Source organism: Geofilum rhodophaeum (genome assembly GCF_002210225.1).
Lineage (GTDB): Bacteria > Bacteroidota > Bacteroidia > Bacteroidales > Marinilabiliaceae > Geofilum > Geofilum rhodophaeum.
The window spans coordinates 126,120-138,802 of the sequence record NZ_MWUJ01000010.1 but is presented as its reverse complement, the minus strand read 5'-3'; the positions used below and the strand labels follow the sequence as shown (position 1 = coordinate 138,802).

The 12,683-nt window shown below is 52.1% G+C and carries 9 protein-coding genes; 1 reads left to right on the top strand and 8 read right to left on the bottom strand.

Annotated features, from left to right (window positions below; all coding sequences use genetic code 11):
• Positions 1–26 precede the first annotated feature (26 nt).
• A complete protein-coding gene (gene nspC, locus B4W65_RS10735) occupies positions 27–1,169 on the top strand; it encodes a carboxynorspermidine decarboxylase (RefSeq protein ID WP_088655156.1) in 1,143 nt (380 codons plus the stop codon).
• A gap of 96 nt (positions 1,170–1,265) precedes the next feature.
• On the opposite strand, the gene B4W65_RS10730 is transcribed toward nspC, so the two are convergent.
• From B4W65_RS10730 to B4W65_RS10695, 8 genes are all read right to left on the bottom strand, one after another.
• Entirely contained in the window at positions 1,266–3,191 is a 1,926-nt protein-coding gene (locus B4W65_RS10730; RefSeq protein WP_088655155.1) for a RecQ family ATP-dependent DNA helicase, read from the bottom strand.
• A 133-nt stretch (positions 3,192–3,324) separates the two neighbouring features.
• A complete protein-coding gene (locus tag B4W65_RS10725) occupies positions 3,325–4,872 on the bottom strand; it encodes an oxaloacetate decarboxylase subunit alpha (protein WP_088655154.1) in 1,548 nt (515 codons plus the stop codon).
• A 17-nt stretch (positions 4,873–4,889) separates the two neighbouring features.
• The gene (locus tag B4W65_RS10720; protein ID WP_088655153.1) at positions 4,890–5,264 is read right to left on the bottom strand and encodes a biotin/lipoyl-containing protein; all 375 of its coding nucleotides are present in this window, start codon (positions 5,262–5,264) and stop codon (positions 4,890–4,892) included.
• 707 nt (positions 5,265–5,971) lie between these two features.
• Positions 5,972–7,018 carry a UDP-glucose--hexose-1-phosphate uridylyltransferase gene (locus B4W65_RS10715; RefSeq protein ID WP_088655152.1) on the bottom strand — a complete coding sequence of 349 codons (1,047 nt, stop codon included), beginning with the start codon at positions 7,016–7,018 and terminating at the stop codon, positions 5,972–5,974.
• A gap of 157 nt (positions 7,019–7,175) precedes the next feature.
• Positions 7,176–8,072 (bottom strand): glycoside hydrolase family 16 protein, encoded by an 897-nt coding sequence (locus B4W65_RS10710; RefSeq protein WP_240509549.1) that lies wholly within the window; start codon positions 8,070–8,072, stop codon positions 7,176–7,178.
• A gap of 17 nt (positions 8,073–8,089) precedes the next feature.
• Positions 8,090–10,138, bottom strand: a complete 2,049-nt coding sequence (locus tag B4W65_RS10705) for a DUF2264 domain-containing protein (protein ID WP_088655151.1) — start codon at positions 10,136–10,138, stop codon at positions 8,090–8,092.
• A gap of 27 nt (positions 10,139–10,165) precedes the next feature.
• Entirely contained in the window at positions 10,166–11,317 is a 1,152-nt protein-coding gene (locus B4W65_RS10700; protein ID WP_088655150.1) for a glycoside hydrolase family 43 protein, read from the bottom strand.
• A gap of 202 nt (positions 11,318–11,519) precedes the next feature.
• The gene (locus B4W65_RS10695) at positions 11,520–12,497 is read right to left on the bottom strand and encodes a family 43 glycosylhydrolase (RefSeq protein ID WP_088655175.1); all 978 of its coding nucleotides are present in this window, start codon (positions 12,495–12,497) and stop codon (positions 11,520–11,522) included.
• Positions 12,498–12,683: the final 186 nt, after the last annotated feature.

The following is a 12,683-nucleotide window of genomic DNA, read 5'->3' as shown; positions in this document are numbered from 1 at the left end:
GCCAAACAAAAAGATAAGGAAGCACTATGGGCATCGCTATTCAACAAGTACCTTCTCCCTGCTACGTACTCGACGAGCAATTGCTGCGCAACAATCTGGCGCTGATAAAAAGCGTAAAAGAGCGCGCAGGGGTCAACATCATCATGGCCTTTAAGGCCTTCAGCCTATGGCCCGCCTTCCCCATTGTTCGGGAATACATCCCCTACTCCACGGCCAGCTCCATTCACGAAGCCCGCCTGGCCTGGGAAGAAATGGGCAGTCTGGCCCACACCTATTCTCCGGCCTATACCGAGGCAGAGTTCCCTGCCATACTGCAATACAGCAGCCACATCACCTTCAATTCCTTCAGTCAGTTTGAGCGCTTTTTGCCCATGGCAAAGGCGGCCGACCGCAAGGTATCGCTGGGCATTCGCATCAATCCCGAATACAGTGAGGTGGAGACCGACCTCTACAATCCTTGTGCCCCCGGCTCGCGCATGGGGGTGATTGCCGACCAGATGCCGGAGCGCTTGCCCGAGGATATCGAGGGCATCCACTTCCATACCCTCTGCGAATCCACTTCCTACAACCTGGAGGCGACCCTCAAGGCCATCGAGGAAAAGTTTGCCCCCTACCTTAAGCAGGCCAAATGGCTGAATATGGGCGGGGGACATTTAATGACCCGCAAAGATTATGATGTGGACCATTTGGTGGAAGTGTTGCGTCGCTTTAAGAAGAAGTGGCAGCTCGAGCTCATCCTGGAACCCGGCAGTGCCTTTGCCTGGGAGACCGGCATACTGGTGTCGGAGGTGGTGGATGTGGTGGAGAACCACGGCATCAGCACGGCCATTCTTAATGTGAGCTTTACCGCCCACATGCCAGACTGCCTCGAAATGCCCTACAAACCCCGGATTCGTGGTGCCCACCACGAACCGGTGAAGGGCAAACCCACCTACCGGATGGGCGGCAACAGCTGTTTGTCGGGCGACTTCATTGGCTACTGGTCCTTCGACGCCCCATTAAAGCCGGGCGATAAAATTGTGTTCGAAGACATGATGCACTATACCCTGGTAAAGACCACCATGTTCAACGGCGTGCCCCACCCGGCCATAGCCTTGTGGAACGAAGCAGAGGGCCTGAAGGTGGTGCGGGAATTTGGCTACGAGGACTACAAAAACCGGATGGGCTGAGACAGCCAACAGGACTTGCTTGGCCAATGACAAGCAGCCCCCAAATAGCCGGCCCACAGACTGCAAGGCAGCACCCTCAGGTGCAGCGTCGGCGGACTAAGCCCCTGTGTCGGTAAGCACCTGGAGGACTTCCTTAAAGCGGTAATGCTCCAGGACACCGTAACCTTTGAGTCTGGCCGCCTTCAACTGCGTAAAAACCGGCGTATGCAGGGCACATAAAAAACGGGCCTGCAACACCGGTGTGCGCTTCTCCTCGGGCAGCACCTCCTGCAAATCGACCAAGGCATCCGCCACCATCTGCCTGCTTAAGGGCGGCAGTTCGCGGGTGCGCCGGAGCTGCACGCCGCCATGTCGACAAACCGAACAGCTTTCGCAGCGCGTCCACCCGGTATCTTCTCCAAAATAGGCCGACAAGCGCTTAGACAGGCAGCTGCTGCTCCCAAAGAAATCGAGCATCTCCGCAATACGTGCCACTTCGGCCGCCTCCTTGTCGGCAAAGCGCCGATGAAGCCCCTGCGCCACCGATTCCAGGTCGAAACCGGGCTGCAGCACTTCATACACCTCGGTCATCCCACTGAACTCGAGCTGCAGCGCCCCCTGATCGTTCAAATAATCCAGGGCCGCCACAACGCGCTTCCTCTCGCAGGGATAATGGGCGGTGATGGCCTCAAAATCGACCGTCCACCACAATCTCGCCCTCTTGCTGTGGGCAAACACCGCCTCAATAAAACGTCCCCGTTCCCCGCCAAAAGCGGCAGCAATCTGCTCCGGCGTTCGGTTGAGCTTAAAACGATAGTGGGCAAAATAACTGTAAAGCGGTCGCACAAGTCCATCCATCTCCAAATACACCATCAGCGTCTTTAAAGGCAACTGCCGAATGTCGCTGCGGGTCGACAAGTCGGTCAGCTGAAACTCAAATCTTTGACCCGCCTCCTGAATGTCGCGGAGCACTTTAGCGATGGCAGCTGCCTCCGGGGTATCGCCATATACGAAATTCTCCAGCACCGCCAGTCCGTCCAGATTCCCCAGCAACACGCAACGGGACGTTTCGCCATCGCGACCGGCGCGACCGATTTCCTGACTGTAGCCTTCGAGGGATTTGGGCAGGTCGTAATGCACAACACAACGAATGTCCGGCTTGTCGATGCCCATGCCAAAGGCAATGGTGGCCACGATTACCGGCACCTGTCCGTACATGAAGGCCGACTGAATGGAAGCGCGGTCCACGCTGTTCATCCCCGCATGGTAGGCGGCAGCCACCACGCCCCGCTCGCGCAAACCGGCAGCCACCGTCTCAGCGGTCTTTTGCAGCGTAACGTAAACAATGGCGGAGCGACCCGCATCGGGTTCCAGCACCTGCACCAGCTCCTCCATCTTTTGGTCTTCGGCTACGGCACGCACCTCCAGGTGAAGATTGGGGCGGTAAAAACCGGTCAGCACCACATCCTCACGGGCAATGTCGAAGCGGCGACACATATCCTCAATGACCCTCGGCGTAGCGGTAGCCGTAAGCAGGAGCACCCGCTCCATCGAAAAATCGCGCTTATACTCCGGCAATTTCAAATAATCGGGCCTGAAATTGTGGCCCCATTCCGATATGCAGTGCGCCTCATCTACCACCAGGAGGGAAATTGGGAGCTCCGACAAAAAGCGCCGAAAACCTTCGTTTTTGAAGCGCTCCACCGACACCATCAGCACCTTGGTGCGTCCCTTGCGAATGTCCTCCCTGATTTGTTGCACCTCCTGCGGCTTTTGCGTGGAATCGATGCGGGCAGCGGGTATGCCAAAGCGCTGCATCGCCTCCAACTGATCGCTGATGAGGGCCAACAGGGGTGAAACCACCAGCGTAAGATGCGGCAGGTGCAGGGCAGCCAGCTGATAAATGAGCGACTTGCCCGAACCGGTGGGAAAAATGGCTGCGGCAGAACGCCCATCCAACAAGCACTGTATGGCTTTTTCCTGTCCACCCCGAAAGGCGTTGTAACCGAAATTTTGTTGCAGGGTCTGAAGTAGGACGGACATAGTTCTTTAAGATATGGAAGTGAACACAATTCCCGCAAAGATACCCATCAGGATGCGAGCTGCCAAGATTTACGAAAAAAGGCCGCTCTTGCGAGCGACCTTTCCCCATATATAAACGAACAAGTATGGACTATTATCTGTGTAAACGACCAGACAATACCCAAGGACTCACTTGTTTGATGCTGGAGATGGCGTACTGGCCGTTGTTGCCGCCTTCAGCGGCAGCTACTGCTGCAGAAATTACAGCAACCAGCTCGTCATCATCTTCCTCAGCCGTCTGCGCTTTAGCGGGTTCGGCTTTGGGTGTTTTGGGTGCAGGCTCTTCCACCTGACCCAATTTGCCTTCTTTACGCAGTTTAAAGAATTTCTCGGCTACCTGAGGCAGCAAAGCGTAGGTCAATACGTCCTCATCCTGCTGAATGTAATCGGCAATTTTCTCCCGAATGGTATCCAATTCAGGCTTAATCAAATCGGCAGGGCGACAGGTAATGCGTTCTTCATCGCCCAGTATTTTCTTCACCAATTCCTCGTCGATGGGGGCGGGGGACTGACCGTACTCGCCTTTAACAATACCCTTAGACTCCTTAGGCACCATTTTGTAGCGCTCACCCATCAGTACGTTAAATACGGCCTGGGTACCAACGATCTGACTCGAAGGGGTAACCAGCGGCGGATAACCGAAGTCGGCACGTACACGGGGGACTTCCCGGAGCACTTCCTCGTACTTATCCAAAGCATTGGCCTGCTTCAACTGCGACACCAGGTTACTCAACATACCTCCGGGCACCTGATAAATCAGGGCATTGGCATCCACACCCAACATTTTGGTATCGAGCATGCCGTTTTCAATCCACTTCTCGCGGAAGGGACGGAAGTACTCAGCAATATCGCTCAATTTCAACAAATCCAGACCGGTATCGTAGGGCGTTCCCTGCAAGGAAGCCACCAAAGGCTCGGTGGCCGGCTGAGAAGTACCACCCGACATGGGCGAAATGGCGGTATCCACCACATCGACACCCGCCTCAATGGCCTTAATGTAAGTCATGGAAGCCACACCACTGGTATAGTGGGTGTGCAATTGCACCGGAATTTTAACTGTTTCCTTAATGGCCTTAATCAAATCGTAGGCATCGTAAGGCTTCAACAAACCGGCCATATCTTTGATACAAACCGAATGGGCACCCATATCCTCCAGCGTCTTGGCGTCCTTGGCAAACTGCTCCAGACTGTGGAAGGGACTGGTGGTATAGCTCATACAGGCCTGGGCGTGTCCACCCTCCTTGATACAAGCCTTAATAGCGGTTTCAATGTTACGGGGATCGTTCAGCGCATCGAAAATACGAATGATGTCCATACCGTTGGCAACAGCCTTCTGTACAAAGTACTCCACCACATCGTCGGCGTAGTGACGGTAACCCAAAAGATTTTGTCCCCGCAACAACATCTGCAAAGGCGTTTTCTTAGCCTTGTCCTTGATCTTGCGCAAACGCTCCCAGGGGTCCTCATTCAAAAATCGAATACAAGCATCAAAAGTAGCACCACCCCAGGCCTCCAGGGAGTGGTAACCCACCTCATCAAGTTGTTCTATAATTGGTAACATATCCTCGGTACGCATCCGCGTCGCAATGAGCGACTGGTGTGCATCCCGAAGTATGGTTTCTGTAATTCCTACTTTTCTCATTGCAAAGTTCTTTTAAGCTATTCAATCACCACCAAAACATCACCCACAGCCATAACGCCACCTTCTTTGGCATTCACCTGGGCTACAATCCCGTCACAAGGCGCAGTCAGCTCGTTCTCCATTTTCATGGCCTCAAAAACCAAAAGAGCCTGACCTTTGCGAACAACATCTCCCTCGGTAACCAAAACCTTCAGCACACTGCCCGGCATCGGTGCAGAAACCGATTTGCCGCCATTCACCTGCTTCTTAGATTTGATTTGGTCCGGAGAAACCGGCGTCTTCATTTTGGGTGCAGTTTCCAGATTGCGCTTCGCCTGCGACTTAGCCGCCTTCACCTCTGCCACTTCCACCTCGTACTGTTTGTCGTTTACGGTAATCAAATACTTCTTCATAGAATATATGGTATTAAATGTTCTAAAAATCTAATACTGCAAAATTACTTTAATTGAACAAATCAACCACATATTTAATGAGTATTAACAAATCACTTGTTTTTTAACAGGAAAACAGTTACCGTTCTAATTAACAATTTATTACAAGGCCTAGAAGGCTAAAAATCACCACACGTACGCATCAAAAGTGTTGTATAGCATAAAAGCCTCAGCCTATCTGCTGTTATACGGCAGCTTTTTAACTCATATCACCAGCAAAAACAGGCACTTAAACCCACTTTCACTTTAAACTTTTTCACATCATTAAAGAAATTCTTCTTTATATAAAGCCCTAATAAGGATTTTTTTCTTTAAATACGCCGATCATGGGCCGGCGCACAAGCCACCCAGGACTGAAGTCCTGGGCTATGATTGGGAAGAAGCGGTGTGCCCCAGCAGGGGCACGGACAGAAAAGGGGACTGAAGTCCCCTCGAGGCTGCGCCTCGATAGCTGGTCAGAGCGATCCCCTTCTTTGACGGGCCCCAAGCTACGGGGCACGGGTGCCCCTTAGCCGCGGACTTCAGTCCGCTTTCCAGAACAGGCGCAAAGCGCCTGACCACTTCCTCTCAACCATAACCCAGGGTTTCAACCCTGGGTACCGGGAGAGCCCACGACCGGGCGGGGCCCAGCAGCCCAGCAGGCCCGGACGGGCCCGGACGGGCCCCTCCTACCTCATCTTGTAGTGCAGCTCAGGCAGCGCCCTAAGGCGCTCAGCAGCCTGTTCGGGAGTGATGTCTCTTTGCGGATTGGCCAGCATCTCATAGCCCACCATAAACTTCTTAATGGTGGCTGAACGCAACAATGGCGGGTAAAAATGCATGTGCAAATGCCACTCGGGATAGGCGGCCCCGTCGGTGGGCGCCTGATGAATACCGGCCGAATACGGAAAGGAAGTCTCAAAAAGGTTATCGTACATGATGGTGAGGCGACGATAAGCATCGGCAAATGCTTCGCGACCGGCTTCATCGAGCTCTGCAATGTTGCTGACTGCATTTTTTGACACGATCATGGCTTCGAAGGGCCAGGTAGCCCAAAAAGGAACCAAAGCCACAAAACGGCTGTTTTCGAACAAAATCCGATCTTTAAGAGCCAGTTCCTCCTGCACATAATCTTCCAGCAGTGTGCGACCGTGCTGCTCGTAATAGGCCTTTTGACGAACGGACTCTTTGGCTGGTTCGGCGGGCACCGCATTCTGGGCCCAAATCTGACCGTGGGGATGGGGATTGCTGCAGCCCATGATGTCGCCCTTATTCTCAAAAATCTGTACGTGATTCACATAATCGATAGCACCCAGCTTACGGTACTCCTCGCACCACAAATCCACCACCTTGCGAATGGCTGAGACTTCCATTTCGGGAATAGTCAAGTCGTGGCGGGGCGAAAAGCAAATAACCTTGCAGAAGCCACGCTCGCTTTCGGCGCGGAACAAATCGCCTTTTACAAAAGCCCCCTCCGGGATATCCGGCACAAGGGCACTGAAATCGTTCTGGAAGGCGAAAACATCCTTATAATCGGGATTGGTATCGGAGCCAGCCCTTTGGTTACCGGGACACAAATAACACCCCGGGTCGTACTGCGGACGCTCGGCCACAGCAGGATTTTCCACCTTTCCCTGCCAGGGACGTTTGGTACGATGCGGCGATACCAACACCCATTCTCCGTTAAGGGGGTTGAAACGACGATGCGAATGCTCAGTAAATTCAAAAGTCTCCATAGTTGATGTTGTTTTGTTTATGTTGTTATGAATAGATTAAGAAGCCGGCTTTTTGAGAGAAGCCGCAAAGATAAAAAAAATCCTTCCCTCATAGCGACCACAGGCCGCCATAAGGGAAGGACAACAAACCAATTGCCTTTATTATTTTCACTGCCTACTACTGTTCCTTTTGAAAAACGCGTACGTAATCTACCTCATAGCGTAAAGGGAACTCCGTGGCCGACGGATCTCCCCCATTAGCACCTATGGCCAGGTTCAGCAAAATGTAATGAGGCTGCCTAAAGGGGTGGAAGCCATCCTCAGGATGCTCGGTATCGGCCACGGCAATTTCATTGAGCAGCTCGTCGTCGAGATACAGCCGAATATGGTCCTCGGTCCACTCCATGCGCCACACATGAAACTCTTCGGCCCAGGAAGGATTGCCCTCCAAAAAGTGCTGCAGGGGCAGCACCTCTGAATCCCATTTGGGTTGCCACGACTGGTCGACCGACCAGGCCGCATTGGCCAAAATGGAGGGTTCGTCGTTGACCCGATAAAACTCCATCACATCAATTTCCCCACATAAGGGCCAACGCCTGTCCTCACCCAGGGTCCATATGGCCGGCCACGACCCTTTGCGCACATCTACACGGGCCCTCACCTCCAGAATGCCGTACTGAAAAGTAAATTTCCCATTGGTCTTTATAGAAGCAGAGGTATAATCTATAAATTCCCGTCTAAAGCGCCAGTTTTCGCTTAGAGGATTATAGTTGGGATTACTGTAACGCTCGCGCTGCGCCTCAAATATAAGGAGTCCCTCTTCAATAAAAACATTATCGGGACTGTACCACTGTGCTTCTTCATTGCGCACGAAGCCTTCCTCGTAATTCCAGTACTCAGAATTGGGCTTTCCATCCACCGAAAACTCGTCGGCCCAAACCAGTTCATAACCTTCGGGAACGACCAGGGCCATGGTCGGCATAACCTTGTCGTTGCCACTGCTGGTGTTGCAGGACCAAAATCCCGACATGGCAAGGACGGCACCAATCAGCAGACCGTTTCTGTCACTTTTCATCTTCTCCTTACTTTAGTTTATTCAAATCGCACCAACTTATCGGCCCCTTTACGAAGCGCTACCCTTACTGCATTTTGCTGTGCCTGGTATTCCAGTCCGCTTACCGGCAGCAAATCGGCCTTGCTCCATGGCTCGCCCGACTTCTTCCAAAGCATCAGTGTTGCAAAAACAGGGGTTTCGGCGGTGGCAGGATCGTAGTTTGCCTGAGCAACAACAACTTTACTGTCGCTGCTGATGGGATGTAAGCCCTGTGCAGCCACCACCTCTACCTTGGTCCACCCAGACAAGGGTACCAGTGCCAACTGGTAAGTCCCGTTGTCGATAATGGTGGCTTGGTGGTCGCCTACCTGTCGGACTTCCTCCTTAATGCCTGCGCCCAAATCGGGCAGCGCATAATGTCCCAGTCGCATAGAAACGGCTTTGGGACTCAATTGACGATCAACCCGCAAAATGCCATTGGCAAGGGGTATGTCGGCCAGATTCATAGCCAATTCAGAATCTGTTTCCAACACCACATCCCGGTAATACACCTCATCTTCAAAGCGCTTAAAGGTATAAAGGCGGAAGGCCTCCCATTCTTCCCGGGCATTCTTAAACAGATAGTTCATGGCCACCTCACCCTGGTCGCCATCGGCCTGCCAGTGAAAAGCGGTATTGTAAGCCAGACGGTTATAATTTTCGGTCGACCGGAATTTCTGCCAGTCGTCGGCCACTTTTTCATGACACCAGGCCCTTACCTCTGAAGCACCAATATTGGGGTAATTGGTAATCAATATTTCAGAACCGGGTTGAAACTTATTGTAAACTGCGCCCTTTGCCAGTTCATTGTCCCAGGCCCCATTGTTCTCCTCAGCGGTCCAGAAGGGGCTGTCTTCGGGAACCAAGAGGCCCATAAACAGCTTGCCCATCCAATAAACACTGGCACGGCAACTGTAGATCTGCACGGCTGGCTCAAAGGCTCCATAAAAGCCTAAAGTAGGCACTTCGTCTTGCAGCATCTCGGGATGCTGCAGAAACTGCAACATGGTAGAAGAGGCAATTCTACGCATCCAACCATAATTTACATCCTCACGTGCCTCCCAACCCATCAATGGAAAGGGAACGGCAGCAGCAAAACGATAGGCGATGCTCCGCCCCCACATAATCATTTCACCATTGGCGTCGAACAGGTAGGGATAGTTGTCGGTCAGATCGGCAAAATTGGCCTCGAAGCGACTGGCATACTCGGGATACAGACGTTTGCCATACAATTCGGACCAGATTTTCCCATACATCTGAAAGGCCCACATGCTGTAAAAGTCGTAGGCGGGACTGTCGTTGTACCAACCCTCACCGCGGTATTGAGCCAGCGACTTCTCAATGTATTCGACCAGCAATGGCTCGTCGACTTCATAGCCCTGCTCTTTAAAAAAGCTGAGCACGAAGATGTTGAAGAAACGCCAGTTGGAGGCAACGGTGGGACCGTTGCCGTAACTGATCATCAATGCGGCCAGGGCGTCTTTTTCTTCCTGACTAAAGGGCTCCCATAAAACCTCAGGTGCTACCGACAGCGAAATGGCCAAAGCACCAAATTCGACGAGCGTTTGAGAAGGCCAGCCTGGTTTGGTCATGTGTTTGACGTACATGGGACTCTCCGCGTCGATTAACTGCAACATTTGTCCACGGTAATACTCGGCCACCGGATACCCCTTAACTTCCAATTCGGGATCTTCGCGCAACAGGGGAGCCGCCATAAAAAGGGTGCGACACAAACCCTCCAGATTTTCTGTTACGTTGTACTTGCCGTCCTGCGGATAGCTCTTCCCGGGTTGACGGGGAAAGCGCATGGGTCCACTCATGGAGTCGAGGTGCGAAAAAGCCCCCTCCAACAAATAAAGGGCAGCATCTTTCCAGTGCGCCCGGGTGACTCCGGTGTAGGGACTCAGCTCGTAATCGGGATTGTTCACCTGAAAAACCCCCTCAGGAACTTCACGACGGTTGGCTTGCTCGCCAACGCTGCAAGCCGACATGAGCAAGGCTGCCAAAGCCAGAACTCCAGGCAATGCCTGCTTAAATATTTTCATCATTCTGCGTTTTATGTGGTTACAATTCTTCTACTTATCAAAAACAGTCAAGTCCCAACTGTCGTGCCACCGAATCACCGGTTGCCCCTCCTCAAACACAATAGGGAGCCAAACATAGCGCCCGTCGATGGGATTGCGCGGTCGCCAGCGGTCGCCCATAAAAATAAAAGCACCTTCTTTACCGGCCACAGGCAGCACATAGGTGCTTTGCGACTCAAAAGTAAGATCGGCGCCCTCGCCTTGGGCGGGATTGCCCAACATTTCCCAAGGCCCCCAAATGCTGTTGGCGACAGCCGAACGGGCAGCGTTCGGGTCCCAACCGGTGCAGCCGGAAGCAATTAAATAATAACGTCCCGCATGCTTAAACAAAGCCGGCGCTTCATTATGACCCCCGGGAAAAATGCGGATGTAGCGACCGGTGTGCGACAAGTAATCGTCGCTCAGCTCGGCAATATGCAGCGTCAGGTTTTCTTCAGAAGAATATACGTGGTAAGCTTTGCCGTCGTCGTCGACAAACACGGTCATATCCCGAGCCATTTGCCCCCCTTCAAAATCACGGCGCACCAACAAACCTTCCGTTATCGCCTTCTCCCAACGGGGCGTCCACCATTCATAGGCAGCCACATCTACATCGGTATTGCGGAAGGCCGTATCCAGATTCTCTGGCCAGATCCCGGCATTGGGCCGCAAACTCTCCACAAAAGTATAGGGACCGGTTACCTCATCGGCCACGGCCACTGCCGAACGGGCAGCTTCGTAGCCCCGTCCCTTTAATTCCAAATGAAACCACATTACAAACTTCCCGGTTTGGGCATTGTACACCACCTTAGGCCGCTCAATAACCGAACCACGCTCAATATCATGCCCTTCAGTCTCCACCACCGCCAGCGCAACACCCCGATTGGTCCAGTTGTACAAATCGTCGGAGGAGTAGACCTGCACACCCACCTGGGCCGAATTACCCCCGCGCCCGGCAATCTTATGCTCACCAAACCAGTAATACACCCCCTCGTGGTACAAGATTCCACCCCCATGGGCATTAATGTGTACCGATTCATTATCCAACCACAACGCTCCCGGATGAAAAGCTGCGTATTGTTCGTGCTGACCTTTTGCTCCCGAACAGGCACATAATAAAGGCAGCAGAAAGAAAAGCAGCCAGATGTTGTAAAGTCTATCCATTACTCATATCATTTTTGATTATCAAAATATTCGATCTCAATTTGGGTAATAAGCACCGTACAACAAATTAAACGAAACCTCCCCCTTTAGATTGCTACAAATTCCGCAAACTGTGTAATAAAATGAAACAGGGAGGGCTCGAAAGCCCTCCCTGCCCTAAAATCAAGCACCTTGTCCGTCGTACCCGACGGACAACAAAAAACTACCACGCCAAAGGAGCTATTCCTTCAAAAGACAAAGGCAGCATATTCCCCCCATCGTCGTAATTCAAAGAATCGATGTACAACTGACGCAATACATATTCCTCATCCTGTGGCGCCAGTTGATGATAGAGGATGTAATCCTGGTCCTTATGCCGAAAAACACTGTGGTGTCCGGGCCCAAAAACCGAATCTTCGGGCGTGGTAAGGGCCAGGGGACTGTTTGCACCTTCAGTCCACGGACCATAGGGGCTGTTGCTGGTAGAATACCTGATGTGGTAAGTCTCATCGATCGCCACACCATTGCTGTACATTAAATGGTACTGTCCGTTGCGCTTGATCATAAATGCCCCTTCAAAAAAGTTGGGGGGAGTAATGTCGCGGGGTTCATTAACAAAGGTATGCATATCCCCGGCCAACTCTACAGCCATACAACGTCCGTTGACCCAGTTCCAACCCGAGCCCCAGTATAAATAGATGCGGCCATCGTCGTCGATGAAGCAATTCGCATCGATGTTGTGCACAGTCTCACCAAAAGCATCTGCTTTGACCAACGGCCGATTGTCGGGCAGCATATTGGCCCAGGGGCCCAGCGGATGGTCACTCTCGCCCGCCCAAATTTCACTGCCTACCGATACATACATATAAAAACGGCCGTCTTTTCCCTTAACAACATCCGGCGCCCAAACCATGGCATCGCGCGAAGTGGCACTGGTACAAGCCGCCTTCGTAGGCCAGTTGATGCTTTCCTCTTCCCAGCTCACAAAATCCCGTGTAACAAAAACGGCCAGATCGTTGCCTCCCCAGGGATCCTTGGTAGCATATATATAATACTGCCCCTCGTGCTCCACAATTACCGGGTCGGCTCCGTAAAAACCGTTAAACAAGGGCTGCGCTACCTGCAACTCGGGCTGCGGCTGACAGCAGGCCGTTATCAAGGCCAATGCCCCTAAGGCAAAAATCCATTTCAAGTGTTTCATGGCGTATAAAATTTCCGTTTCAAGTTTCAAGGCTAAAAATAAGTAAAGCCAGTCGTATCTTTTGTAACAAAATAGACAATCATCAACAAAATCAAGACTTCCACACAGGCAACCATCGAATAAATACCAGTATTTGCACAATAAATAACATTTATTGACGCCCGTAATCAATAATTTTATTTCGTC

Excerpts from the sequence above, each read along its gene's own strand:
- nspC (WP_088655156.1), top strand. The coding sequence starts at position 27 with ATGGGCATCGCTATTCAACAAGTACCTTCTCCCTGCTACGTACTCGAC.
- B4W65_RS10730 (WP_088655155.1), bottom strand. The coding sequence starts at position 3,191 with ATGTCCGTCCTACTTCAGACCCTGCAACAAAATTTCGGTTACAACGCC.
- B4W65_RS10725 (WP_088655154.1), bottom strand. The coding sequence starts at position 4,872 with ATGAGAAAAGTAGGAATTACAGAAACCATACTTCGGGATGCACACCAG.
- B4W65_RS10720 (WP_088655153.1), bottom strand. The coding sequence starts at position 5,264 with ATGAAGAAGTATTTGATTACCGTAAACGACAAACAGTACGAGGTGGAA.
- B4W65_RS10715 (WP_088655152.1), bottom strand. The coding sequence starts at position 7,018 with ATGGAGACTTTTGAATTTACTGAGCATTCGCATCGTCGTTTCAACCCC.
- B4W65_RS10710 (WP_240509549.1), bottom strand. The coding sequence starts at position 8,072 with ATGAAAAGTGACAGAAACGGTCTGCTGATTGGTGCCGTCCTTGCCATG.
- B4W65_RS10705 (WP_088655151.1), bottom strand. The coding sequence starts at position 10,138 with ATGATGAAAATATTTAAGCAGGCATTGCCTGGAGTTCTGGCTTTGGCA.
- B4W65_RS10700 (WP_088655150.1), bottom strand. The coding sequence starts at position 11,317 with ATGGATAGACTTTACAACATCTGGCTGCTTTTCTTTCTGCTGCCTTTA.
- B4W65_RS10695 (WP_088655175.1), bottom strand. The coding sequence starts at position 12,497 with ATGAAACACTTGAAATGGATTTTTGCCTTAGGGGCATTGGCCTTGATA.